This window comes from Robertmurraya massiliosenegalensis JC6 (assembly GCF_000311725.1).
GTDB classification, from domain to species: Bacteria; Bacillota; Bacilli; order Bacillales; family Cytobacillaceae; genus Robertmurraya; species Robertmurraya massiliosenegalensis.
Window position 1 is genome coordinate 271408 of the sequence record NZ_HE978515.1, and the last position, 24622, is coordinate 296029.

Annotated in this window: 24 protein-coding genes and 2 other annotated features; of the genes, 6 read left to right on the forward strand and 18 right to left on the reverse strand. The window is 38.6% G+C overall.

The annotated features are described in order from the left end of the window. Positions 1-28 precede the first annotated feature (28 nt). The 8 genes from BMSHG_RS17610 to trpE form a co-directional block, all read right to left on the reverse strand. Entirely contained in the window at positions 29-1111 is a 1083-nt protein-coding gene (locus tag BMSHG_RS17610) for an AI-2E family transporter (protein ID WP_019155782.1), read from the reverse strand. A 110-nt stretch (positions 1112-1221) separates the two neighbouring features. Next, the gene (gene trpA, locus BMSHG_RS17615; RefSeq protein ID WP_019155783.1) at positions 1222-2001 is read right to left on the reverse strand and encodes a tryptophan synthase subunit alpha; all 780 of its coding nucleotides are present in this window, start codon (positions 1999-2001) and stop codon (positions 1222-1224) included. After that, positions 1998-3200: a tryptophan synthase subunit beta gene (gene trpB / locus BMSHG_RS17620; RefSeq protein ID WP_019155784.1), complete on the reverse strand. Its 1203-nt coding sequence runs from the start codon at positions 3198-3200 to the stop codon at positions 1998-2000. Before trpB ends, trpA begins: the two co-directional genes overlap by 4 nt. Beyond that, complete coding sequence (locus BMSHG_RS17625) at positions 3197-3814, reverse strand: phosphoribosylanthranilate isomerase (RefSeq protein ID WP_019155785.1); 618 nt, start codon at positions 3812-3814, stop codon at positions 3197-3199. The genes trpB and BMSHG_RS17625 overlap by 4 nt, the downstream gene beginning before the upstream one ends. Continuing rightward, the gene (gene trpC, locus BMSHG_RS17630) at positions 3811-4602 is read right to left on the reverse strand and encodes an indole-3-glycerol phosphate synthase TrpC (RefSeq protein WP_019155786.1); all 792 of its coding nucleotides are present in this window, start codon (positions 4600-4602) and stop codon (positions 3811-3813) included. Before trpC ends, BMSHG_RS17625 begins: the two co-directional genes overlap by 4 nt. After that, complete coding sequence (trpD, locus tag BMSHG_RS17635; RefSeq protein ID WP_019155787.1) at positions 4603-5628, reverse strand: anthranilate phosphoribosyltransferase; 1026 nt, start codon at positions 5626-5628, stop codon at positions 4603-4605. Then, a complete protein-coding gene (locus tag BMSHG_RS17640; RefSeq protein ID WP_019155788.1) occupies positions 5600-6211 on the reverse strand; it encodes an anthranilate synthase component II in 612 nt (203 codons plus the stop codon). Before BMSHG_RS17640 ends, trpD begins: the two co-directional genes overlap by 29 nt. After that, entirely contained in the window at positions 6208-7596 is a 1389-nt protein-coding gene (trpE, locus tag BMSHG_RS17645; protein WP_019155789.1) for an anthranilate synthase component I, read from the reverse strand. Before trpE ends, BMSHG_RS17640 begins: the two co-directional genes overlap by 4 nt. A gap of 65 nt (positions 7597-7661) precedes the next feature. Further along, positions 7662-7912, reverse strand: a binding site (T-box leader). Between the two features lie 42 nt (positions 7913-7954). Further along, positions 7955-8208, reverse strand: a binding site (T-box leader). Positions 8209-8417: 209 nt separating this feature from the next. Between trpE and BMSHG_RS17650 the strand changes: the two genes are divergently transcribed. Beyond that, positions 8418-9671, forward strand: a complete 1254-nt coding sequence (locus tag BMSHG_RS17650) for an MFS transporter (protein WP_019155790.1) — start codon at positions 8418-8420, stop codon at positions 9669-9671. A gap of 56 nt (positions 9672-9727) precedes the next feature. Here the strand turns inward: BMSHG_RS17650 and BMSHG_RS17655 are convergent, their stop codons facing one another. Next, entirely contained in the window at positions 9728-10489 is a 762-nt protein-coding gene (locus BMSHG_RS17655; protein ID WP_019155791.1) for an alpha/beta fold hydrolase, read from the reverse strand. A 177-nt stretch (positions 10490-10666) separates the two neighbouring features. On the opposite strand from BMSHG_RS17655, the gene BMSHG_RS17660 reads away from it, so the two are divergent. Further along, on the forward strand, positions 10667-11215 hold the full coding sequence (locus tag BMSHG_RS17660) for a DJ-1/PfpI family protein (RefSeq protein WP_019155792.1): 549 nt from the start codon (positions 10667-10669) through the stop codon (positions 11213-11215). A 79-nt stretch (positions 11216-11294) separates the two neighbouring features. Here the strand turns inward: BMSHG_RS17660 and BMSHG_RS17665 are convergent, their stop codons facing one another. After that, the gene (locus tag BMSHG_RS17665; protein ID WP_019155793.1) at positions 11295-12089 is read right to left on the reverse strand and encodes a DUF2935 domain-containing protein; all 795 of its coding nucleotides are present in this window, start codon (positions 12087-12089) and stop codon (positions 11295-11297) included. A 198-nt stretch (positions 12090-12287) separates the two neighbouring features. On the opposite strand from BMSHG_RS17665, the gene BMSHG_RS17670 reads away from it, so the two are divergent. Then, positions 12288-12821 carry a DJ-1/PfpI family protein gene (locus tag BMSHG_RS17670; protein WP_019155794.1) on the forward strand — a complete coding sequence of 178 codons (534 nt, stop codon included), beginning with the start codon at positions 12288-12290 and terminating at the stop codon, positions 12819-12821. Positions 12822-12904: 83 nt separating this feature from the next. Here BMSHG_RS17670 and BMSHG_RS17675 read toward each other — a convergent pair whose 3' ends face one another. From BMSHG_RS17675 to BMSHG_RS17685, 3 genes are read right to left on the reverse strand one after another with little or no spacing between them, the layout of a single operon-like run. Beyond that, on the reverse strand, positions 12905-14773 hold the full coding sequence (locus BMSHG_RS17675) for a PTS fructose transporter subunit IIABC (protein WP_019155795.1): 1869 nt from the start codon (positions 14771-14773) through the stop codon (positions 12905-12907). Continuing rightward, the gene (pfkB, locus tag BMSHG_RS17680; RefSeq protein ID WP_019155796.1) at positions 14770-15696 is read right to left on the reverse strand and encodes a 1-phosphofructokinase; all 927 of its coding nucleotides are present in this window, start codon (positions 15694-15696) and stop codon (positions 14770-14772) included. Before pfkB ends, BMSHG_RS17675 begins: the two co-directional genes overlap by 4 nt. Further along, positions 15693-16442 carry a DeoR/GlpR family DNA-binding transcription regulator gene (locus BMSHG_RS17685; protein WP_019155797.1) on the reverse strand — a complete coding sequence of 250 codons (750 nt, stop codon included), beginning with the start codon at positions 16440-16442 and terminating at the stop codon, positions 15693-15695. The genes pfkB and BMSHG_RS17685 overlap by 4 nt, the downstream gene beginning before the upstream one ends. Before the next feature lie 196 nt (positions 16443-16638). Between BMSHG_RS17685 and BMSHG_RS17690 the strand changes: the two genes are divergently transcribed. Both BMSHG_RS17690 and BMSHG_RS17695 read left to right on the forward strand, forming a co-directional pair. After that, complete coding sequence (locus BMSHG_RS17690; protein ID WP_019155798.1) at positions 16639-16968, forward strand: hypothetical protein; 330 nt, start codon at positions 16639-16641, stop codon at positions 16966-16968. Positions 16969-17049: 81 nt separating this feature from the next. Further along, positions 17050-17229: an H-type small acid-soluble spore protein gene (locus BMSHG_RS17695; protein ID WP_019155799.1), complete on the forward strand. Its 180-nt coding sequence runs from the start codon at positions 17050-17052 to the stop codon at positions 17227-17229. Between the two features lie 286 nt (positions 17230-17515). Here BMSHG_RS17695 and BMSHG_RS26480 read toward each other — a convergent pair whose 3' ends face one another. Beyond that, a complete protein-coding gene (locus BMSHG_RS26480; RefSeq protein WP_026073512.1) occupies positions 17516-18559 on the reverse strand; it encodes a CAP domain-containing protein in 1044 nt (347 codons plus the stop codon). A gap of 461 nt (positions 18560-19020) precedes the next feature. Between BMSHG_RS26480 and BMSHG_RS17705 the strand changes: the two genes are divergently transcribed. Continuing rightward, entirely contained in the window at positions 19021-19728 is a 708-nt protein-coding gene (locus BMSHG_RS17705; protein WP_019155800.1) for a CAP domain-containing protein, read from the forward strand. Positions 19729-20247: 519 nt separating this feature from the next. Here the strand turns inward: BMSHG_RS17705 and BMSHG_RS17710 are convergent. From BMSHG_RS17710 to hutU, 4 genes are all read right to left on the reverse strand, one after another. Then, positions 20248-20601 carry a rhodanese-like domain-containing protein gene (locus BMSHG_RS17710; protein ID WP_019155801.1) on the reverse strand — a complete coding sequence of 118 codons (354 nt, stop codon included), beginning with the start codon at positions 20599-20601 and terminating at the stop codon, positions 20248-20250. A gap of 101 nt (positions 20602-20702) precedes the next feature. After that, complete coding sequence (locus BMSHG_RS17715; protein ID WP_019155802.1) at positions 20703-21671, reverse strand: agmatinase family protein; 969 nt, start codon at positions 21669-21671, stop codon at positions 20703-20705. Continuing rightward, on the reverse strand, positions 21668-22933 hold the full coding sequence (gene hutI / locus BMSHG_RS17720; RefSeq protein WP_019155803.1) for an imidazolonepropionase: 1266 nt from the start codon (positions 22931-22933) through the stop codon (positions 21668-21670). Before hutI ends, BMSHG_RS17715 begins: the two co-directional genes overlap by 4 nt. After that, positions 22933-24603 carry a urocanate hydratase gene (gene hutU / locus BMSHG_RS17725; protein ID WP_019155804.1) on the reverse strand — a complete coding sequence of 557 codons (1671 nt, stop codon included), beginning with the start codon at positions 24601-24603 and terminating at the stop codon, positions 22933-22935. Before hutU ends, hutI begins: the two co-directional genes overlap by 1 nt. Between the last annotated feature and the right edge of the window lie 19 nt (positions 24604-24622).

Consider the following 24622-nt stretch of genomic DNA (forward strand, 5'->3'; position numbering starts at 1 on the left):
TTTCGACCATGAAATAACATGCTTTTTCTTATGCCGTTCGATAGATTTTCACAACATTAACGACAATCACCTTCACAATAGAATAAAGCGGAATGACGAAAATCACACCGACAATACCGACTAAACTTCCTGCCGTTAAAATGAGGACAATAATCGTTAAAGGGTGGATATTCAGTGTTTTCCCCATAATATTAGGCGAAACAATATTCCCCTCAATTTGTTGGGCAACTAACATGATAATCGCCACATATAAAACCAGCATCGGATCCTGAAAGACGGCAACCAATAACGCTGGAATGACAGCAATATATGGACCTAAAAAAGGAATCACATTGGTGAACATACCAAAAACAGCTAACACCAGCGAATAATTTAAATCAATTATCAAATAGCCTATCAGTAACAAAATACCGACAATTAAACTAACAATCATTTGACCTTGAATATAGGTTGCAATCGTTTTGTCCATATCTTTAAGGATTGACAACACATTCTCTTTTTTTGATCTTGGGAAGAAGACGGAAACACTAGGTGCAAAACGATGTCCATCCTTCAACATATAAAAAAGAATAAATGGTACAAGAACTAGACCAAAAATGATATTAATGAATCCACCAATAACTCCGAAAACACCCAAAATCCCATTCGCGATATTGCCGACATTCTCTTGGAGCTTTGATTCAATATCTTGGCTAGCTGTTAGCATTGCATCCTGAATAAAACTTGGAAACGTAGTACGGTTTTCCTGAACATAAGTAATCCATTCCATAACGGTTGAGATCATCGCTGGTAAATTCGCAACAAATCTTTCTAGCTGATCATTTATAGCTGGAGCAACTAATTTAACAACTCCATATACAAATAAAATGATCGCAACATATGCTGCAATTACTGCCAACCACTTTGGACATTTCTGTTTCACTAGAAAGGTCACCAATGGACGGCATAAATAATACAAAATCCCTGCCAATACAAACGGGAGAAAGATCGTCTGTAACAGGACTACTACTGGTACGAGCAGAAATTTGTTAATGTTCAGTAATAACACAATAAGTAAAAAGAGAATGATCGCAATCATTACTTTAAACCATCTTTTTTCAACTAACGCCATTAAAAAAATCACATCCTACATCTGTCCAATATTTTCCTCTTCCTGAATATATCAATCTTTTCATTAAAAATCCATTTAAAAATGATAAAAAACGAGTGGAATCCACTCGCTTACACTTTAATCGTTTTTATCGACTTTATCAGGTCTTCAATCTCCTTTCGTTGATTGTGGTGAAATAAATCAACAATTCTACTTCCGACTACAACTCCATCACAATATTGGCTGAATTTCTTCACTTGTTCAGGTGTAGAAATCCCAAAACCTGCCAACACAGGAATAGAGCTAATTTCCTGAATATTTTTCAAATAGTTTTCAACATCTTGATGAAAGTTTGCTCTAGCACCCGTTATTCCGGTTACTGTTACCGCATAGAGGAAGCCTCTACTTCTACTTGCAATTTCATTAATTCTTTCATTGGAACTTGTTAAGGTTACTAAACGGATCAGTTCTATATCAGCAACATCGAAGTGTGATATTAATAAATCCTCTTCTTCTATTGGCAAATCAGGAATAATGCAGCCGTCCACACCTGCTTTACTAGCATCCTCTATAAAAGAGGAGATTCCATAAGCATAGATCGGATTCATGTAAGTCATCACAATAATGGGGATTGACACAATCGGTCTTACATTTAAAATCGTTTGAAGTACAGCCTTTAAAGTGGTTCCATTTTCAAGAGCTCGCAAACCAGCAGCCTGAATCGTTGGTCCATCCGCCACAGGGTCAGAAAATGGAATGCCTATCTCCACAGCAGTTGCCCCACAGGACTCAAGATAAACAATCCGTTCCATTAAGGAATCAAGTCCCCCGTCACCTGCCATGATATAAGGAACAAAAGCCTTCTCCTTATTCTCACTAATGCGTTCGAATGTTTTATTTAATCGATTCATCCTTGTACTCCCTCCAATCTTGCTTTCACCGCTTGGACATCCTTATCACCACGGCCGGATAAACAAACGACAATTCCCTCTTCTTGTCTCATCGTCTTCGCAAGCTTAATCGCATAGGCGACTGCATGGGCACTTTCTAGCGCAGGAATAATCCCTTCTAATTTACAAAGAAGCTGTAATGCTTCTAATGCTTCTTCATCTGCAATCGATTGATACTCTACTCTGCCAATATCCTTCAAATAGCTATGCTCTGGTCCAACTCCAGGATAGTCTAGCCCTGCCGATATGGAATGAGCCTCTTGAATTTGACCTGCTTCATCTTGTAAAAGATACATAAGAGCCCCATGTAGTACACCTGGTTTTCCTTTCGTTAATGAGGCCGCATGCTTATCTGTATCAATTCCAAGACCAGCTGCTTCAACCCCGTACATGTTCACCTCATCGTCTTCGATAAACGGATAAAACAGTCCCATTGAATTGCTCCCGCCGCCAATACACGCTACTAACGCATCTGGCAATCTCCCTTCCTTCTCTGCAAATTGTTTTTTCGTTTCCTTTCCGATCACACTTTGAAAATCACGTACCATCATTGGAAATGGATGAGGTCCCATCACAGACCCTAAAATATAATGAGTATCATGCACATTTGAAACCCAATAACGAAGAGCTTCATTACAAGCATCCTTTAAAGTTCTACTCCCTGAAGTGACCGCTTCAACCTTTGCACCTAATAGTTCCATTCGAAAAACATTTAATTGCTGACGCTTAATATCCTCTTCTCCCATAAAGATGACACATTCTAAATTTAAAAGTGCACAAACTGTAGCGGTTGCCACTCCATGTTGCCCAGCACCTGTTTCTGCCACAATTTTCTTTTTCCCCATTCTAACCGCAAGAAGAGCCTGCCCGATCGTATTATTGATTTTGTGAGCACCTGTATGATTTAAATCTTCACGTTTCAAGTAGATTTTCGCCCCACCGGCGTGTTCTGTTAAATTCTCCGCATAATAAAGAGGTGTTTGCCTTCCGACATAGTCTGTTAGCAATGTATTTAATTGTTCGTGAAAGCCCTCATCACCGATCGCTTCCTTGTATGCTACTTCTAGTTCTTTCACCGCTTGCATAAGCGTTTCCGGAATAAACCGCCCTCCATATTTGCCAAAATGACCTTTTTCATTCGGTAATGCGTAAGTGTTCATTTTACTTCCTCCCGATTTTTAGCTTTACTTAAAAAAGTTTCTATTTTAGCGAAGTCTTTTTTTCCATCCGTTTCCACCCCACTGCTTACATCGACCATATAAGGCAGTACTTCTTTAATGGCATCGTCCACATTATTAGGATCCAATCCTCCAGCTAAAATAATTTTTTTTCCTCTTCTATCGAATTGGGATAACAAGCTCCAATCAAATTTAATCCCATTTCCACCACGATATTTCCCCTTCGGACTATCAAGTAAAGCATAGTCACAATCAAATTCGTGAATTTTTTGTAAATCCTCTCTTGATTCGATGCTAAAAGCTTTAATGACAGGAACAGCTAATTGCCGGCAGTATTGAGGAGATTCATCCCCATGTAGTTGCACCACATTAATACCTGTTTGAGCGATGATCTCTTGGACCACTTCTAATGCTTCATTGACAAACACTCCTACTTTAAGAACATGGACAGGCAGACTGTCAACCAACATTCTCGCTTCTTCAGAAGTGACTTTCCTTTTACTTTTCGCAAACACAAATCCAACAGCATCTGCACCTCTTTCAATTGCATAACGAGCCGTTTCCACATCTTTAATTCCACAAATTTTAACCTTCATCGGTACAATCCCTCCCTTAATGGAAGCTTCATTTCTTTTAAAATGAGAGCTGGATTTTTATGTTTCATGAATGTTTCTCCGACGAGAATCCCTTTCGCACCGGCAGCAATGACTCTTTTTACATCATCAATCGTACGGATTCCACTTTCACTAATTAAATACCTGCCCTCGTTTAGAATCAGTGGTGCAAGTTTCTCTGTCATCTCTAGATTGACCTCAAATGTTTTTAAATTACGGTTATTGACACCGATTAAACGGTTATCTGTTTTGAGAACTCTTTCTGCCTCCTTTTCATTGTGAATCTCCATTAGAACATCTAATTGCTGCTCTTTTGCATATTGATAAAGAGCGTGAAGCTGCTCGTCATCTAACGCTGCTGCAATGAGAAGGATGACATTAGCCCCTGCTTTTTTCGCTGCATCGATTTGAATGGTGTCAATGATAAAGTCCTTACATAAAATCGGTTTAGAAATCGCCGCTCTTACCCGTTCTAAATCATTCATGGATCCTTTAAAGAAGGTTTCGTCTGTAAGGACTGATACCGCATCAGCACCAGCCCCAACATAAGTTAGAGCTTGTGTGCCAGGGTCTAAATGTGGATTAATATCTCCTTTAGAAGGTGAGGCTCTTTTGAATTCCGCAATAATGGCCAGCTCTTTCGTATCGGCAAGACGTTCAACAAATGATTTTCTTTGGAAAGGGACCTTACGTTCAGACTGGATCCTTTCCTTTAACACGGCTACTTCTTTTTTCTTCTTAGCAATAATCTTATCTAAAATCGTTTCCATTTATATCACCTTTGCTTTACTTGCTCGACTTTTTTCAATCAGGTTTTCTAACTTTTCTATGGCTGCACCTGAGTCAATACTTTCAGCTGCAAGTTTGACCCCTGATTCGATCGAAGAAGCAACTCCACTCGTAAAGATCCCTATTCCAGCGTTAAGGAGAACCGTATCACGCTTTGGCCCTTTTTCTCCTTTTAAAACATTTAAGAGAATTTCACTATTTTCTTTTGAGTCTCCACCTTTAATCTCCTCATTGCTATAAACAGAAAAGCCAAGTTCCTCAGGATGTAGAATTCGATAGTGAATATTTCCATTTTCCAAGATCGCTAAATGATTTTCACCTGCTAGCGATGCTTCATCCATAAATCCCGCTCCATTTAGTACGACCGCTCGTTTTCTTCCTAATGTTTTTAACACTTCGGCAAACATTTCAATTAAATCCCTTCGATATATGCCAAGGAGCTGGTAATCCAATTCAATTGGATTCGTTAATGGACCAATTAAATTAAAGACAGTCGGGATTCGTAGCTCTTTACGAACTTTCATAATTCGTTTTATATTGGGGTGAACGTATGGAGCAAAAAGGAAAGTGATTCCTACTTCTCGCAAAACGTCCAGTGATACTTTTGGTTCTAAGTCCAAATTCACACCTAAATATTCCAATACATCAGCACTTCCTGTTTTACTCGTAATACTTCGATTTCCGTGCTTCGCCACCTTTAATCCTGCTCCTGCCATAACAAATGCCGAAGCTGTACTAATATTGAAGCTTTTCGAACCATCTCCTCCTGTTCCACAATTATCGATGATATTTGGCATTTCCGACTGAAAAGGTAAGGCCTTTTCCCTAAGGGCTTCTACAATACCTACTATTTCATCAACGGTTTCCCCCTTTGTTTTTAAGCCGACCATAAAGGCAGCAATCTCGCTATCTGTTGTTTCATCTGAAAAAAAGTGTGTCATTACCTCCTGTATTTCTACCTTTGTTAAAGAATCTCTCTCAACCAACCGTTGTAGATAATTTCTCATTTTCCTTCCCCCTTCTGATACTCTCAAGAAATTTTTCAATCATTTGTTTTCCAGTCTCCGTTCCGACTGATTCAGGGTGAAATTGAAGACCAAATAATGGGTAGTCCTTATGTTTAATCGCCATAATTTCTTGATCATCTAACGACTTCCCAAGAATATGAAATTCATTACTCAATGTTTCTTCCTTAATCACTAAGGAGTGGTAGCGCATAACATCAATTGGAACTGGCAGATCATTAAATATCTCTGTTCCAGCATGGGTCAAAGATGACCTTTTTCCATGCATGATGCTTTTCGCTTTTACTACGCTCGCTCTGAAGGCATACCCAATCGCCTGATGACCTAAGCAAATTCCGAGAATCGGGATTTGTTGGTAAAAGGTCTGAATCAACTCCACACAGATTCCTGCATTTTCAGGTCTTCCAGGACCAGGAGATAAGCAGATAGCATCTGGATTCAGTGATTTTATTTCATCAATTGTCACCATATCATTGCGGCGAACGATGATTTTCTCTCCTAGTTCACCAAAATATTGATACAAGTTAAAGGTAAACGAATCATAATTATCAATTAATAAAATCATTTCTCATCCTCCAGATAAGCCCTAAGTTTGTGTAAGGTCTCTTGATACTCTTTTTCTGGAACAGAATCGTACACAATTCCAGCACCTGCTTGAATATAGACGTCTTCACCTTTCATTACCATCGTACGAATCGCTAAGGCAAAATCCATATTGCCGTTTGCTGAAAGATATCCAATCGCCCCTGAGTAAACACCTCTTTTCACTTCCTCAAGCTCATTGATAATTTCCATCGCTCTGATTTTCGGAGCACCAGATACAGTACCTGCTGGTAAGCAAGCTATTAAAGCATCCAGTGGACTGTACTTTTCAGTTAAAATCCCGCTCACTTCAGAAACTAAATGCATGACATGCTTGTATTTTTCAATCTCCATATATTTTTCAAGTTTGATCGTTCCAAACTTACTTACTCTGCCGATATCATTGCGGCCTAAATCTACAAGCATTTGGTGTTCGGCAAGCTCCTTTTCATCATGCTTTAACTCTTCGGCAAGTCTTTCGTCTTCTTCAGCAGTTCTTCCTCTTGGTCTTGTTCCGGCAATTGGATTGGTGATAACCTTATTGTTAGTTGCTTTGATCAAACTCTCAGGTGATGCACCTGCTATGATGTAATCTTCAAAATCTAAATAGTACATGTAAGGAGATGGATTTTGTACACGTAACTTTCGATAAAACGAGAACGGATCTCCGCTCATTTTCGCCGTCATCCGCTGGGATAATACGACTTGAAAAATATCTCCTTCAACAATGTACTCCTTTGCTTTTCTCACTTTCTCCATAAATTGTTCTTTTGTCATAGCCGCTTCAAATGAAGTGAGTGTAAATGGTTGCTCCCCTACTTCATCTCGTTCAGATATTTCCTTTTTCCTTGTTTGTAGGCGTTTCATTAGCACTGCTTCTGTTGTTGTCTCTAATAGCGGGAGCCCAACTAAATGAACCTTTTGTTCTAAATGATCAAAAGCGATGATTTCTTCGTACATCATAAAATGCACATCTGGTATTGCAAAATCATCACGTGGTGCCTCCCCAATCTTTTCGTAGTGACGAATGACATCATAACCTACAAAACCAATTGCTCCTCCAATGAAAGGAATACCCTCTACTTCATTTACACCTATCTTTGGCATATAGCGTTTTAAAACTTCAAGAGGTTTTTCCTGTACCATTTCTTCTACGCCATTTTTCACAATTATCGTCTCATGTTGAAATCCTTTAATTTCAAATGCAGGATTTGCGCCGATAAATGAATACCTTCCTGAATCCTCATGCTTTAATGAACTTTCTAAAAGAAACTTCTTGCTCCCTCCAAGCTTTTGATAAATGGAAATCGGTGTTAACGTATCCCCTTGTATGGACTCAGTTAACACGACTCCTTCGTCCAATTTCATCACTCAAAACACCCCTTCTTTTTGAATAAAATAAAAAAATCCCCTATAAGCGCATAGCTGTGCTTATAGAGGACGATAATTGGTTACCGCGGTGCCACCTCACGTTAGAGCATTCATCCATGCTCTCCCTTTTTCAGATTCGCAAATTTCTTTGTAAATCCTATCCTTGTAACGGTGGAATTCCGTACAGCCCTACTGATGTTTCAGGCTGTCTCTTGTAAGCCCATTCGATGGAATTGATTTTACCGGCTCACACCTGCCCCGGCTCTCTGTAAAAACCAATCTTCCATGTACTCTTCTTACTCGACGATGTTCACTATTCATTTTTCGCCAACACAAAAAGGGTCTCTCATCCTAGGAAAAGGACGAGAAACCCGTGGTGCCACCTTCATTAGCTAAAATATTAGCTCGCTCATAGTATCAAATGTGCATTTTGCCATTTAATACCTGTCTCTTGTAACGATGAGACTCATTCGCCAAAGCCTACTACAAAAAATTGGTTCGGTTTGGAAGCTCAGAAGCCCATTCACTTAAAAATCAACACTGATTTGCACCAACCATCAGCTCTCTAAAGAATCCTTCTAAGTTACTCTTCTTCGTCAACGCTTTACTTTATTGTTAATTATCATATACACATATTGCCTCAAAGTCAACCGATTTTATCAAAAGATTCTAATTATCCATAAATAGTCAATCATTTTTCAGTTAGTTTTTCATCATTTATGTAAATATTAATGTTGGGAGTTATCGATTTTTAATCAGATATGAAGTCTTCTACTTGCTAAAATGCATAAACAATAATAAAAAAGGCGGAGCAAAAGATGGATTTCATTGAAAATTCTTTATCAAAGAGAGCGGATAGTAAAAAAACACAACAATCTCAAGGGAGTAAATGGAGTGTTTTAGCGTTAGCCTCGATCCCTCTTGTCATGACATTAGGTAATTCAATGCTTATTCCTGTTCTTCCAGCAATGAAAGAAGAATTGAACATTACTTCTTTCCAATCAAGCATGATCATTACTGTCTATTCCATTGTTGCGATTATTTTAATTCCGATTGCGGGGTTTATTTCTGACCATATTGGCCGAAAAAAAGTGATCATTCCTAGCCTTATCATTGCGGGTATTGGTGGAATGATTTCCGGATGGGCTGCTTGGAAAATAACTGATCCTTACTGGATTATTCTCATTGGTCGAGCACTTCAAGGAATTGGAGCAGCTGGTGCTGCACCGATTGTTATGCCCCTTGTAGGAGATATGTTTAAAAGCGAAAAAGAAGTTAGTAGTACCCTTGGGATCATTGAAACATCGAATACACTTGGAAAGGTCATTAGTCCCATTTTGGGAGCTTTTTTAGCAACCTTTGTTTGGTTCATTCCATTTTTGTCGTTTCCCATTTTCTGTTTATTATCTATCTTTTTAATGGCGATCTTTGTCAGGCGAGGAAACACCGAATACGAACCCATTCCATTTAAGGAATTTATTCAGCAAATCAAGAAAATCTTTAAAAATAACGGCAGATGGTTAATCGCTATTTTTGCGATCGGGATTATTTTAATGTTTGTCCTTTTTGGGGTTCTTTTTTATCTGTCTGAAATTCTCGAGAGAGATCATCATATTATGAATGTAAAAAAAGGACTATATCTTGCTTTACCTTTGGGTGCTTTATGCCTTACCTCGCTCATTACAGGAAAGATCATCAAGGAAAATAAAGTATTGATGAAATGGATAACATTTGCTGCACTTTTATTAATGTCGTTATCCATTGCAAGCCTAAGCTTTTCCAAAGGACTTTGGTTTATGATTATCATGTTCTTGTTAAGTGGAATTGGCATAGGAGCAAGCTTACCTTGTCTTGATGCTATTATTACAGAAGGAATTCAAAAGGACCAGCGAGGGACGATTACATCAATCTACCATTCGATGCGTTTCATTGGAGTAGCAGCGGGGCCACCAGTTATGGCGATTTTACTGAAACATATCGAGGGAAGCCTTTTTTATATACTAGCCATCGTTGGTATCACGGCGGTTTTACTTACCTTATTAGCCATTAAACCTGATAAGAAGAAAAAATAAGTCCCAGCCAGATTTTATGAAAATATTTCAATAAACTGGCTGGCTTTACATTCTCTTTACTGAACCGTTTTTGTAATAAAATCCGTTACCAATCGGTTGAAAATCTCCCATTTTTTAGTTAATACTTGATGGGAGACCTTTTCGATCACTTTAAGCTGATGAGGAATGTCACGATAAGACCTTATGTGCTGATTAGTGAAATCGTTCGAACCGTACACTAATAATAATGGACTTTTCAACTGTGTAAGTCGTTCGACACAAGAGTAAGTCAATGTCTTCTCATAATACTGGAACCATAATTCCTTATTTGCTTTCATCATATGATCAAATAACACCTTAGCAATATCCCGACGATTGGTGTGGCTACTAGCAATACATTTAGCAAGAAAACGAGGGAATTTTTTTACTAAATACATTCCAATCAAGTGCTCCTCTTTTAAAATTAGCGATTGTACTTTCGGATAACTACTGACTAAAATAGTTGCAGTGGTACGCTCTGGAAAAATTAAGGCAAATTCCTGTGCAATAATTCCACCTGCTGAGTACCCACAAATCACTGCTTTCGATATTTGCAAATGATCGAGAAGAAACTTTATTTCATTGGCATAGCTGCTGATCGAGCTGTCTAAATATGTACCCACTGATGAGTCCCCATGACCACTTAGATCAGGAAAAATGACTCGAAAGTGTTCTTGCAAATATGATTGAAAAAGAAATACCTTTCTACCCATTCCAGGTGGATGAATAAAAACGATTGGTACTCCCGAACCAAGTTCATCATAATACATATTGAAATCTTCATTTTTAAAAATCGGCATAGCAACCTCCCAAAATTACATATCTCTTCCTATCTAATATGACTTGCTCGTTCATCTCTCATACAAAAATGTAAAAATGACATGAATTTTTTGTGAACAACAAGGAATCACGCTGGTCTTGTACGAATATATAATCGAAGGGTATAACCCTTTATATTTGGAGAGGAGGAATGCATTATGTCAAAAAAAGTACTGATTCTTGCGGGAGATGCGGTTGAGGCATTAGAAATTTACTACCCGTATTTCCGCTGTCTTGAAGAAGGTTATGATGTACAAATTGCCGCTCCATCAAAGAAGCAACTACAAACAGTCGTGCATGATTTTATTGGGTGGGATACTTACACGGAAAGTAAAGGATACTTAATCGAATCCCATTTAACGTTTGAAGATGTAAAGCCTGAGGAATACGATGGATTGATTATTCCTGGTGGAAGAGCTCCTGAATACATCCGTCTAAATGAAAATGTCCCAGCGATCGTTTCTCATTTTTTTGAAACGAATAAACCCATTGCAGCAATTTGTCATGCGAGCCTAATTTTAACTACTGTAAAGGAATATTTAAAGGACCGCGAGCTTACAGCTTATATAGCGTGTAAACCTGACGTAGAAGCAACAGGTGCTACATACATTGCGGAACATTTACATGTTGAAGGGAATCTTGTTTCAGGACATGCTTGGCCAGATTTGCCTGGCTTTATGAGGGAGTTTATTAAACAACTAAGTTAAATAAAAACAATGCGATTCAGTTTTTTTGAATCGCATTGTTTTTATTGCTATTACGAGTCCTAAAGATGGTTATGAAAAGTTACGTTTCTAATCTTGGCTTAGTTGGGTCGCAATTTGGCTGATCCATATCAGTTGTTTCTGCGAGTTTTGTTAAGTAATAACATTCCTCACGCATCATATGGTCTGCCATTAACGGTGCAAATGTACCTAATGCCACATTGCTTAGCTCTAATTCCTCAATTTCATTTAAAAACCCCATGAATACATTCATTTCTAACTGGACATCATGATTGAATTTCTCTAGGGCAGGAAAAGTCGACAAATTCGTTCGTAAAAACCCCGTCAACTCAACAGCTTTTAAATAAAATGCTTCAAAATTTTTCGTAAATTCATCACTTTTTTGTTTTATTTTCTTTTCAACGGTTTCCATATTATCGGAAATCGTACCTGCATGACCGGCGCCATCTAACAGCCAAATTAAGTGATGATGAAGTTCATGAAACAGTGGCGGTACTTCTCCTTTTTTTAAATAACCTAATAACAACAAGTATTCTTCCAACTCATTCACCATGTGGCTAATAAAAGCAGGACCTAAATGGATCGTTATTTTTGCTGTCAAATGTCTCTCAATTATATCTAGTTTAAATTGGCGAAGCTTCTTTGCCTCTACTTCAGCCTCTTCGCTTAATTTCATTAAATCTGCCTCATCTACTCTTTTTAATAACCGATCAAAAATTGTAATGAACTCATTTGCTTGTTCAATAAGCTCCCTCTCATTTGGTCCTAGCGAATCATGAATAAATCTAGCATGGTCCCCTAATACTTGAAGCCAAAAACGATGTTCAAACTTGGCAGCAGGTTCATACTTTGTCATGGCAACTTCCCTTCTTTCTATTTGTTGGAAATTAGTTCGAGATTCTTTCCAATTTCATACCTCTTACCATATATAGAGTATTTGCGGGTACATTATGATCAAATTAAATTTTTGTAATTTTATGAATCTTAAAGGAGATTTAAGAAAAATGTAGAAATGGTATGAAAGAAGATGAACCTTTTCCTAGGAGGTGAAGTGATGACAACTGGCATCTTACTTTATCCAAGATTCAGCGAGTATGAACTATCTGTCATCCTCTCTGTTCTCACACAAGCCAATCACCCTAAAATATTCATCGGATTGAATGACGCTCCAATAAAGGGTGAGGCTGGGTTAACATGTTTACCAGAAGCGACCATTGATAACGTCCATCTTGACCAACTACAAAGCCTTGTTCTACCAGGTGTAGACGACTTTCAGCATTTAATGGAAAAAGAAGCACTCTTTGAGTTTATTCGCAAAGTTTACGAACAAGATGCCGTTATTGGTGCCATTTCGAGTGCACCATTTTTATTAGCGAAAGCAGGTATTTTACTTGATCGATTTTATACGACAGGTATTTCCAAACAGGCTCGAGAATTTTTAGGAGTCTTTTCAGAGAAAGGATATGTTGATGCTCCCTATGTCTTCGATAAAGGAATTTTGACTGCAAAAGGTGCCTATTTTATTGACTTCGCTAACAAGTTCGGTCAAGTATTGGAATTGGATTTTAATCGTAATTGGTACAGATAACGTATTTAAGTCTTTAGTGGCAAGTTTACAAAATTTAAAAAACGAACAAAATCTTGTCGATTTTGTTCGTTTCGTTTATCTTATTAATTTGTACGTTTTTTAAGAAAACCAAGTAGTATCGCTGATACTATCGCACCAATAAGAATAGCTAGTAAATACATGAACCAGCCGCCATTAACGAGTGGGATAACGAATAGTCCACCATGTGGCGCTTGGAGACCAATTCCGAAAAGCATCGATAAACCGCCGGCAACAGCTGAACCTGCCATCAGCGAAGGAATGACACGAACTGGGTCAGCTGCCGCAAAAGGAATTGCACCTTCTGTAATAAACGATAACCCCATTATATAGTTCACTTTTCCTGCATCACGTTCTTGTTTATTAAAGCGATTTGGGAAAAAGGTTGTTGCAAGAGCAATTCCTAATGGTGGAACCATTCCTGCAGCCATAATCGCTGCCATCGGTTCGTAAACTCCACTTGCTAGTAGTCCTGTACCAAATACATAAGCAGCTTTATTAACAGGTCCACCCATATCGAAAGACATCATTAGTCCAAGAATAATGCCTAATAGCACTGCGTTCCCTGTTCCCAGTCCGGATAGCCAATCAGAGATCGCCGTATTTAAAGCACCGACTGGTTTATTAACAACATAAAGCATAATAAATCCTGTTAAAGCAATCCCTAGTAATGGATAGAGTAAGATCGTTTTGATTCCTTCAAGCGAAGCTGGCAAACCGGAGAAAACTTTTTTCAAACCTACCACTAAGTAACCTGCGAGAAAACCTGCAACAAGACCACCGAGGAAACCTGCCCCACCAGTAGCAGCAAGCATACCGCCTACCATACCAGCAGCAAATCCTGGTCGATCTGCGATGCTCATGGCAATGAATCCTGCTAAAATCGGTATCATTAACCCAAAAGCTGTCCCGCCACCAATTGTATTTAACGCTTCAGCTATCGGGTGATAGGACGCATCAGCTGGATCGCTTGCATTAATTCCAAACATAAAGCTAATGGCGATTAATATTCCCCCACCAACAACAAATGGGAGCATATTTGAAACACCACTCATTAAATGCTTATATATCGTTGCTGCAATCCCTCTAGTTTCTTGCTTCGTTTCTTTTTTTGCTCCACCTTGCCCTTGATAAATAGGTGCATCTTGCTTTAGTGCTCTTTCAATCAACTGCTGAGACTTACGAATCCCATCGGCAACTGGCGCTTCAATTACATGCTTACCATTGAATCGGTTCATTTCTACATTTGTATCTGCTGCCACAATCACCGCAACAGCGTTTTCAATTTCCTCTTCAGTCAAAACATTTTTAGCACCACCAGAACCATTTGTTTCGACTTTAATGTCAACCCCTAATTCTTCTGCTTTTTGTTTTAATGAATCTGCCGCCATATAGGTGTGGGCAATGCCTGTTGGACAAGCTGTTACTGCGACGATAAAATCTTTTTTCCCACTCATGGACTGCACTTCTTCTTCTTTTTCTTCATCATAACGATTAATAATATTTATAATTTCCTCTTCTGTCTTCGCTGTCAATAATTGCTCTCTCACTTCCTGATTCATCAAGATAGTCGACAGTCTCGAAAGGGCTTCCAGATGTGTATTATTAGCTCCTTCCGTCGCTGCAATCATAAAGAATAAATGAGAAGGTGCACCATCTAATGATTGATAATTCACTCCAGAAACAGATCGTCCAAAGGCAATCGCAGGTTCTCTGACGGCTTTCGTCTTTGCATGCGGAATGGCAATCCCTTCCCCGATTCCAGTTGTACTCTGTTCTTCTCTAGCAAGAATCGCATTTTTAAAAGTTTCCCGATCCACTAATTTATTCGCTTGATCAAGAACCTCAACAAGCTCATCAATCGCATTTATTTTTTCTTTTCCATCGAGTGACAGTTTAATGGTTTGTTTCGTTAGTAATTCTGTAATCCTCATAATGCTTCCCCCTTTACCTCTTCTATCTTTACTTGTGTTAATACCTCTTCAACTTTCTCTCTCGTACATAAACCTAATGAAAATGCCGTAGCACTTCCACATGCAACACTATAGCGAAACGCTTCTTCATAATTACCATTACGCTCATATTTCGCAATAAAACCAGCAACCATCGAATCCCCTGCACCAACAGAACTCCTTAGCTTTCCTTTTGGAGTATTTGAGACAAAGGTTACATTCTCGTTCACAAAAATGGCTCCTTTATCGGCTAAGGATACGATGACATTTTCAGCTCCCATGTCTACTAATTGCCGTGCAAAGGGAATAGCCTGTTTTGCGCTTTCAATTTTCACATTAAAAAAGTCACCCAGTTCATGATGATTTGGTTTAATAAGAAAAGGTTTATATGTGAGAATACTCTTTAGCAACTCTTCTTCTGCATCGACAATACATTTAACATTGGAATCTAAACAAATGTTAGCTAACTCCTCATACGTACTTCTCGGCATTGAGTTAGGAATACTTCCAGCTAAAATGAGAATATCTTCCTCAGTCAGTGTCTTTATTTTATCTTTCAATGCTTCAAAATCACTTGCTAAAATCGTTGGGCCAATAGCATTCACTTCTGTTTCTTCATGAGCACTTAGTTTAACGTTAATTCTTGTATCTTCTTGTACTTTCACAAAATCTGTTGTAATTCCATAGTTCTCTAGAAATTCTTCAATATATACTCCTGTAAAGCCTCCTATAAATCCAAGTGCCTTACTGTCAACCCCCACTCTTTTTAGAACTTGTGAAACATTGATTCCTTTTCCACCCGGAAATTTTGATTCCGTAACGGAACGATTTAATTGACCGAGTCGGACCTCGTCTAATTTGACAATATAGTCTAAAGATGGATTTAACGTAACTGTGTATATCATGATGTCACAACCTTTATTTCTGTTTTACCTGCATATTGCTTTTTTACATCTTGTTCTAAATCATTGGTAATGATCGTTGCTGCATCAATATCGGCAATTTTTGCGAATGCAACTTCTGTAAACTTCGTATCATCGGCTAATATATAGGCTTCTCGAGATAATGAAATGGCTAACTCCTTAATAGTCGCCTCCTCTTGATCTGGCGTCGTATATCCATAGTGAGGATGAATCCCATTGACTCCCATAAAACACTTATCAAATCGATAATGCTGAAGGCTTGCCAAGGCATCGCGACCAATTATGGCTTTTGTTGAAGGCTTAACAAACCCACCAATTAAATATGTTCTAATATTTTTTTCCAATAATAATGGTAGATGTGTCGTTCCATTGGTTACGACGACGATATTTTCGGGAAGATGATGGATCATTTCAAGAATCGTTGAACCTGCATCTAAATAAATGGAATCACCTTGTTCTATTAATCCAACGGCATATTGAGCGATTCTTTGCTTCGCTTGGTGGTTTTTGGATGATTTTTCAATCATTGTTGGTTCTTGTAATTTGCCTTGTAGTCGAGCTGCTCCACCATGAACCCTTTTTAGAAACTTTCTATTTTCTAAATATGTTAAGTCACGACGTATCGTTGAATCTGATGAATCCGTAAGTTCAACCAGCTCATGAATTTTGACTGTATTTTTCTCTTTCAAAAGCTTTAAAATTTTGTCATGTCTTTCAGACTCTAACAAGACAGCACCTCCTTTTGAAGCGTTTACATCCTCTTATGACTATATCTTACCTCAGCATACCACCAAAATCAATCATTTTCTTTCAAAAATAATCAAATTCATTCATTATCAATCAAAAACTGACTGGTGGATTGTTTCCAACATCAAGAAATGATAGCATGTATATGATTTATTAACTTCTAGGAGAGGTCCATACATGTCAAAAATAAAAATCTTTTATCGCGAATTTTTCATCATCCTTATTCTTCTCATTTTATTTTATGGTCTGTTCGGAACGATAAACGATCGCTTCATTCAGGTCATTTCAAAATCAAACCCGCAAGAATTAATGGCGGCATCTTTGTTTCATAAGCTTCTATTTAGTGGGCAAGCTTTAGGAATGCTAGGGATCATTTTTATCATTTATAAAAACGGATTACCGATAAAACGGGTTGGAAATAAATTAACGAAGAAATCATTTTCCACCTTTTTAACCATATCTCTTGTTTTCATCATCATTCCTTATGCTGTTCTACTTCTGACATAATAATTAATTCAAGACTGTTTAGAGCATAAAAAATCCTATCTCCCCACAAACTAACAATAACTAAAATTGAGGAGGGATAAGATGGACACAAAGCGTGTTAAACAGATACTTTCTTCTTCTGCAGATATTGAAGTGGAGTATAATGGTGCTTCTGTCTGGATTGATAAGCTTAATGAAGATGGCCAAACTGCCACTGTTCATTTAAGAGGGCCATTAGAAGAGCGTACATCCGTTGATATATCTGAGCTAAAAGAAATATGAAAAAAGAATGGGTTTGCCTCTCTAGAAACGGTATGATAAAATAAAATCAACATATTGATTTTATCATCTTAGTCACCACTACATATAGGGATTCCCTTCTCGAATACCGTCTCTTGTCTCCGTTCCATCTCAGGAACGGATTTTTTTGCGTTTTATACTGTATTCTTTGAATTACACGTTTTCGTATAGATTGTGGTTATTAACGAAAAGAGCCTTTGATTTATATGAAATTCTTTATGTATAAAAGGGAGTCTTATTGCTGACAATAAGACTCCCAAAATCATTATTATCTTCCAACAAACATTTGTGTCCAATGGTTTCCGTTTTGTTCATAACCTACACCGATGTGAGTGAAATCGCCGTTCATAATATTCTTTCGGTGACCTTCACTATTCATCCAAGCTTGAACAACTTCTTGAGGCGTTCTTTGTCCTTGAGCAATATTTTCACCAGCTGACTTATAAGTTACCCCAAAGTCCCTCATCATATCGAATGGGGAACCATACGTAGGGCTGGTGTGAGAGAAGTAATTATTAGCTTGCATATCTTGAGACTTTTTCAAAGCAACACCGCTTAATTGGGTATCCGCCTTTAATGCAGCCAAACCACCTTTTGCACGTTCTTGATTCGTCAAATCGATGACTTGTTGTGCAAACTCACTAATATTCCCTGCTTGCTCTTGAGCTGGTTCCTGTTGTTTTGGCTGTTGAGCTGGCTGTTGCTGCGTTTGTTGCTGTTTGGCTTGCTGTTGCTGTTGCTGTTGCTGCGTTTGTTGTTGCTGTGCAGGCTGCTGTTGAGCTGGCTGTCGCTGCGTTTGTTGTTGCTGTGCAGGCTGCTGTTGAGCTGGCTGTCGCTGCGTTTGTTGTTGCGCTTGTTGCTTCGCTTGTTGACGTAATTGTGGTGTTAATTGACCAAATCTTGCTTTTAGTTGTTCCTCAATTTGCTTTTGGATCGAAGCCAAGTCATTTCCATTGGCTGATGTAAACGAGTACTTTGCATCTTGAATCAACACTGCTCTTGTATGTGGATATTTGTCACTATTAATGTTCGTATTGGATGCTGAAATGTCAACATTGTCATTGCCGCGATTGGTACTGTCTCTTCCTTGATTATGATTGTCGTTTACAACATTGTCGAAAAAGTTTCGTCCATCTTCTAAATTCCTTTCAAAAAAACCACGATTATTATTGACGTCATTACGAACTGGAATCGTCCCTGCTCTACCGTCATTGGATGGGTCATAGGCAACATGATCATTCCCTACTCCACATGCTGCAAGGCTGAAAAGTAAAGCAGAAGTCAGTACAACACTCGATGTTTTCCTTATCAATCAAAACTCCTCCTTTATAATGTACTAACTACTCCCTTAGTTTTAATTGATGAGAACTAAAATATAGCTGGTAAACATCGTTTTAATTGGAAAAGAGCATTTCATAAAAACGGTAAAATGGATAAGTATATTAGTAAAGAAATGTAACTTACCCCTTCTTGCTATTTTTCATTAAACTTAGTTACATTTTCGTTATAGATGTAATAAACACTCCTCGTTTCACATGTTGTCAACCCTATATTCGATGTAATTCTTGGAAATTAAACCATTTTTAACTAGTTATACTTACAAACATTTTTTTCAGAAAAGCATAGATATTTACTGATTTAAATTTATTTAGAATGATTGACCATGTATTATAAATCGTTTATTTGGAAAAACCTCCCTTAAATATGACAAAAAACGCATGCTACCATGTAGAGGCAAGCAAAACATCACAATTTTCTAGGAGGTTACACCAAATGAACAAGAAATTTATTGTACCAATCGTAGCAACAGCAGCTCTTCTCTTTACCTCAGGAACTACGATCAATGCAGATGCAGCCAATCTGGAAACAAAGCAAGTTAAGTACGTTTATTATGACCAATCACGTGACATCAATAAAGCTCAATTAAATAATCTACTTACTAAATATCTTCAAAAATTCGAGATTAACCTTGAGCATATTCAAAAACAGCAAATAAAAAATAAACCAACGACATCAACAACAGACAAGCCTGTAGCGTCAAATCCTGCACCTGCTGAAAAACCTGCAGCGAATGAAAATCACCAGGCTGTAGCTACTACTCAGGTGAGTGCATTTGAACAAAAAGTTGTAGATTTAACAAATGATGAACGGGCAAAGCAAGGTCTTCCAGCTTTAAAGCTTGACACTAATTTGAGCAAGGTTGCACGGGCAAAATCTGAAGATATGAAAGCAAAGGGTTATTTTAGTCATACAAGCCCAACTTATGGGTCTCCATTTGATATGATGAAACAATTTGGAATTTCTTATCGTTCTGCAGGAGAAAATATTGCGATGGGACAACGTTCACCAGAAGAAGTGGTACAAGCATGGATGAATAGCGAAGGACATCGTGCCAATATTTTAAATACTTCCTTCACCCATATCGGTGTTGGCTATGTAGAGAGTGGAAATTACTGGACACAAATGTTTACAAGTAAATAAGGCTGGGACATAACTAGCTTCAAATAATAAGAAAGGTGAATCCTGAGGGTACTCAAATTCACCTTTCTTTATTTTTGTCTTAACGCAAGACCTTCGAATTTTTCCTCGTACAAAAAAATCGAGTGATATGCAAATTAGGCTTCAATAATCGACATCGATTTCCGCTTTGTCTATACTTCTCCTATAAGACCCTATTACATCTCTCACCCTTAAGCGGAAATTTTCCTGTTATCTCCTCATTGGAGTCCCTTTTAGAGGAAATAACGGAAGATTTTCCGCTTATGGAAGGCAAAATCGTTTATTTTGGTGTTTTTTGAGGGAATAGCAGGAAATATTCCTGTTATTTCGGCTCTTTTTCATGATGGTTGTTCATTAAGCGGAAATTTTCCTGTTATTTTTTCATACCGATACTCCAATTGACTATACGAGCACTTTATCCACAAGTCGAAGGAATTTATACTCTCCAAACTAGAATCAAAAAGTCGTTACCAGCGACTTTTTGACCCAGCCTTATTTTACTTAAGCAAGTTTTTCATTTTGACATTGACATTCTGTTAATGTATAGCTATGAACAGCATATCCTTTTTTTCGCAAGAAGCGAATACTTATATTCTTTTCAAGCGTATTGGCAGCGACAACATGTACTTGTTGCCCAGGAATTTCGTGAAAATATCTATTTAAGTAAGCTACTGGTATGTTAATCGTTGCTTGAGTAGAATCTTTGTAGGATTGATTATAATCTCTAACATCGACAATTGTCGTCTTTTTCTCATCTATTTCTAACATTTGTATACACCGTGCTCCCCAAACAGGAAGATACCTTAATAAAATATAGGCAAGATATATACATACGATTAGTGCAAAAATGGCCATTTTTATCCCCACCTGTAAGCAAATGTTGTGAGCAACCATATGTAATTTTAAACGCTTATAGGTCGTAGGTCAATTTTAGAAGCAGATCGTTTAAAATATTTTCACTTTTGTAATGCAATTCCAGATAAAAACTGTAACCAAGCATATAGTCCGACTTTAACCGTTTCTGATACGTTTGAGTCCTTCGTCGGGTCCAGACAAACAAAGTCAATATGCTTTACCTCTGGATATGTCCCGATTTCAAGCATCAGTTCAAATAATTCTTGAGAACTCATACCGCCTGGTGTCGAGGCGGGAACTCCAGGAGCAATGGAGATATCTAGCACATCCATATCAACTGTTACATAGATTCGATCCACTCGGTCCATTAAATATTCAAGCGACCTCTTTATCGTATGCACCAATCCTTGCTTTCTTGCCTTATTTAATGGTACGACTTGAATTTTTTGCTCTTTAGCGTAGTCTACTAGGGACTTCGCATTAAAAAATCCATGAAGACCAACATTGACAATATGTTCACCTTCAACAACCCCTCCATCAATTAGTTGTCGAATCGGTGTTCCATTGGCTGGGCCAAGCACTGATGGATCTCTAACATCAAGATGGGTATCCAATTGGAGGATACCTATTAACTCATCTGGATATTGCTTCTTAATTCCGCGAATGGCACAGGCCGTAACAGAATGGTCGCCACCAATAAGACAAGTTGTGGAACGAGGAAATTTTTCCACTAAATAGGAAGTTGCAGATTCGATTCGTTTGTGAGAGAGAAGAATATCAGTCATGTGCATTTGAACATCCCCTGCATCTCGAACATTGAGTTTCGTTAGATCAATATCCTCTTCTATTTGATAGGTGGCGAATTTTTTCCACATTTTGCGAAATTCTTCTGGATATTGAGAGGCACCGGAAACACTGATAGAAGAACGGGAAATAGGTGCCCCATAAAGTACGATATCTGGTGAAGATGATGATTGTTCTAGAGGAAGAACCCACTGATGAACAAATTCCACATGGCCACTGCCTTTGTTCCAACACCATTCAGGTGCTTGGAGCCAATGATCGCTCATTCTTGGTTCACCACCTGAACTCCTTTTTTCCAAACAGCTTTGACGTGATTGACACCAAATAAGTATTGCAATTCACGATAATCGCTTACCTTCCATACGACGATATCTGCAAGCTTTCCTACCTCTAGAGACCCTATAACTTGCTGACGATTTATCGCACATGCTGCGTTATAAGTCGCTGCAGTTAAGGCTTCTGCAGGTGTTAACCGCATCGAAATACAGGCAAGGTTCATCACTAATGGCATCGAAGTTGTGGGAGAGGAACCAGGATTACAATCGGTAGAAATCGCTACCGGTACTCCTGCATCGATCATTTTTCTGCCTTTTGCCGCTTCCTCTCTCAAGTAAAGAGCCGTTGCTGGTAAGAGGCAAGCGATAACGTTCCCTTCCGCCATCTTTATCATCCCTTCCTCCGACACTTTTAATAAATGTTCAGCGGAAATCGCCCCAACCTTTGCTGCAAGTTCTGCTCCGCCATATGGCTCAATTTCATCTGCATGGATTTTCGGAATTAAACCGTACGTCTTCCCAGCTTCTAAAATTCTTTCAGATTGTGCAGGAGTATAAACCCCTTTCTCACAAAATACATCATTAAATTCTGCTAACTTCTCACGTGCTACTAGCGGGAGCATTTCATCTATCAGATACGTAACAAACTCATCTTCTTTGCCTTTATATTCAAATGGAACGGCGTGTGCACCCATAAAAGTGGAAACAAGATCGATGGCGTGTTCTTTTTGCAATTTTTTCATCACTCTTAATTGCTTTAACTCCGTCTCCAGATCCATTCCATAACCACTTTTGCCCTCAACCGTGGTTACACCATGTTGTAAAAATGAGTCTAGTCGTTTTGAGGTCTGTTCAATCAGCTCTTCTTCTGTTGCTTCTCTCGTCATTCTCGCAGTTGCGTGAATTCCACCGCCCTCATTCATAATTTCCATATAAGTAGCACCCTCAAGTCGCATTTCAAATTCACGCTCTCTACTTCCTCCATATACGACATGAGTATGGGGATCGACTAATCCAGGTGTGACTAATAACCCTTTTGCATCATAGACTTCTGCTTCAGTTAAACGTTTTTCGTATTGTTTTTCTATGTCTTTTGTCGTCCCAACTGCTTGTATGATCCCATTTTCAATCCAGAGGCTGCCATCCTCGATTAAACCGAGCTCAGACATCGCTTCTTTTGAACGTGGTCCTTCCTGTTTTGTTGCGAGAGTAGCTAGTTGTGTAGCATGCTTGATCCACAGTGGTTTTGACATTACCGCACACCATCCTTGTCAAGCATCGGCATGCGTATCCCTTTTTCTCGAGCTGTTTTCTTTGCTAATTCATAACCAGCATCCGCATGTCGGACTACACCCATCCCTGGATCTGTCGTTAACACACGTTCAATTCGTTCTTCTGCATCCTTCGTCCCGTCTGCTACAATCACCACTCCAGCATGCTGAGAATAGCCCATTCCAACTCCACCACCATGATGAACGGAAACCCAAGTAGCTCCGCCAACAGCATTGATGAGCGCATTTAAAATTGGCCAATCGGATACAGCATCAGATCCATCAAGCATAGACTCTGTCTCTCTATTCGGTGAGGCAACGGAGCCAGAATCTAGATGATCACGCCCGATTACGATAGGAGCCTTTAATTCACCGCTTGCTACCATGTCGTTGATTATTTTTCCAAAACGTGCCCTTTCACCATATCCAAGCCAACATATTCGAGAAGGTAGACCTTGAAACTGAATTTTTTCCTGCGCCATGCGAATCCAATTACATAAATGTTCATTATCAGCAAATTCTCTAACAATTGCTGCATCCGTTTTATAAATGTCTTCTGGATCTCCCGATAAAGCCACCCACCGAAAAGGACCTTTTCCCTCGCAAAATTGCGGACGAATATATGCTGGAACAAAGCCTGGGAAATCAAAAGCGTTTTCCACCCCTTCATCTTTCGCCACTTGACGAATATTATTTCCATAATCGAAGGTAATGGCGCCCTTTTCCATCATTTCTAACATCGCTTTTACATGGGTTGCCATCGAAGCTTTCGATGCTTTTACATAATTCTCTGGATGTTCTGTTCTTAATTGTGCCGCTTCTGCTAATGTCATTTGCGACGGAATATAGCCGTTTAATGGATCATGAGCAGATGTTTGATCGGTTAAGATATCTGGAATAAAATTCCTGCTGATCATTTCTGGTAAAATGTCAGCTGCATTTCCTAATAACGCAATGGAAAGAGCTTTTCCATCTCTTTTTGCGGATTCAGCTAATCGTAAGGCTTCCTCAAGAGAATTCGTTTTGACATCGGTATATTTCGTTTCAATTCTCCGCTCAATTCTCTTTTCATCGACTTCAATAGCAATGCATACACCTCCGTTCATTGTCACAGCCAGAGGTTGAGCTCCACCCATACCTCCTAAACCTGCTGTTACAGTAATGGTATGTCGTAATGTACCATTAAAATGTTGCTTCGCTAACTCTGCGAACGTTTCATATGTTCCTTGAACAATTCCTTGAGAGCCTATATAAATCCAGCTTCCCGCTGTCATTTGTCCATACATCATCAGCCCTTTTTTGTCTAAATCATGGAAGGTTTCCCAGTTCGCATATGCTGGAACAAGATTGGAATTGGCAATGAGTACTCTCGGTGCATTGGCGTGTGTTTTAAAAATGGCGACAGGCTTACCTGACTGAATCATTAATGTTTCATCTGCTTCCAGTTTTTTAAGTGAAGCAACGATCGCATCAAAGCATTCCCAATTTCGGGCCGCTTTGCCAATTCCGCCATATACAACCAAATCTTCTGGTTTTTCTGCTACTTCTGGATCTAAATTATTCATCAACATGCGAAGTACTGCTTCCTGTTGCCAGCCTTTTGTATTTAATTCTATACCTCGGTAGCGAATTACTTTATTTGTAGTTACCATTTTTTCTCCTCCTTCATTT

Excerpts from the sequence above, each read along its gene's own strand:
- BMSHG_RS17660 (WP_019155792.1), top strand. The coding sequence starts at position 10,667 with ATGTCAAAAAAAGTACTGATTCTTGCGGGAGATGCGGTTGAGGCATTA.
- pfkB (WP_019155796.1), bottom strand. The coding sequence starts at position 15,696 with ATGATATACACAGTTACGTTAAATCCATCTTTAGACTATATTGTCAAA.
- BMSHG_RS17670 (WP_019155794.1), top strand. The coding sequence starts at position 12,288 with ATGACAACTGGCATCTTACTTTATCCAAGATTCAGCGAGTATGAACTA.
- BMSHG_RS17675 (WP_019155795.1), bottom strand. The coding sequence starts at position 14,773 with ATGAGGATTACAGAATTACTAACGAAACAAACCATTAAACTGTCACTC.
- BMSHG_RS17640 (WP_019155788.1), bottom strand. The coding sequence starts at position 6,211 with ATGATTTTATTAATTGATAATTATGATTCGTTTACCTTTAACTTGTAT.
- hutU (WP_019155804.1), bottom strand. The coding sequence starts at position 24,603 with ATGGTAACTACAAATAAAGTAATTCGCTACCGAGGTATAGAATTAAAT.
- BMSHG_RS17665 (WP_019155793.1), bottom strand. The coding sequence starts at position 12,089 with ATGACAAAGTATGAACCTGCTGCCAAGTTTGAACATCGTTTTTGGCTT.
- BMSHG_RS17715 (WP_019155802.1), bottom strand. The coding sequence starts at position 21,671 with ATGAGCGATCATTGGCTCCAAGCACCTGAATGGTGTTGGAACAAAGGC.
- BMSHG_RS17650 (WP_019155790.1), top strand. The coding sequence starts at position 8,418 with ATGGATTTCATTGAAAATTCTTTATCAAAGAGAGCGGATAGTAAAAAA.
- BMSHG_RS17610 (WP_019155782.1), bottom strand. The coding sequence starts at position 1,111 with ATGGCGTTAGTTGAAAAAAGATGGTTTAAAGTAATGATTGCGATCATT.
- trpB (WP_019155784.1), bottom strand. The coding sequence starts at position 3,200 with ATGAACACTTACGCATTACCGAATGAAAAAGGTCATTTTGGCAAATAT.
- BMSHG_RS17710 (WP_019155801.1), bottom strand. The coding sequence starts at position 20,601 with ATGGCCATTTTTGCACTAATCGTATGTATATATCTTGCCTATATTTTA.
- trpC (WP_019155786.1), bottom strand. The coding sequence starts at position 4,602 with ATGGAAACGATTTTAGATAAGATTATTGCTAAGAAGAAAAAAGAAGTA.
- BMSHG_RS17690 (WP_019155798.1), top strand. The coding sequence starts at position 16,639 with ATGTCAAAAATAAAAATCTTTTATCGCGAATTTTTCATCATCCTTATT.
- hutI (WP_019155803.1), bottom strand. The coding sequence starts at position 22,933 with ATGTCAAAACCACTGTGGATCAAGCATGCTACACAACTAGCTACTCTC.
- BMSHG_RS17705 (WP_019155800.1), top strand. The coding sequence starts at position 19,021 with ATGAACAAGAAATTTATTGTACCAATCGTAGCAACAGCAGCTCTTCTC.
- BMSHG_RS17695 (WP_019155799.1), top strand. The coding sequence starts at position 17,050 with ATGGACACAAAGCGTGTTAAACAGATACTTTCTTCTTCTGCAGATATT.
- BMSHG_RS17625 (WP_019155785.1), bottom strand. The coding sequence starts at position 3,814 with ATGAAGGTTAAAATTTGTGGAATTAAAGATGTGGAAACGGCTCGTTAT.
- BMSHG_RS17655 (WP_019155791.1), bottom strand. The coding sequence starts at position 10,489 with ATGCCGATTTTTAAAAATGAAGATTTCAATATGTATTATGATGAACTT.
- trpE (WP_019155789.1), bottom strand. The coding sequence starts at position 7,596 with ATGAAATTGGACGAAGGAGTCGTGTTAACTGAGTCCATACAAGGGGAT.
- trpA (WP_019155783.1), bottom strand. The coding sequence starts at position 2,001 with ATGAATCGATTAAATAAAACATTCGAACGCATTAGTGAGAATAAGGAG.
- trpD (WP_019155787.1), bottom strand. The coding sequence starts at position 5,628 with ATGAGAAATTATCTACAACGGTTGGTTGAGAGAGATTCTTTAACAAAG.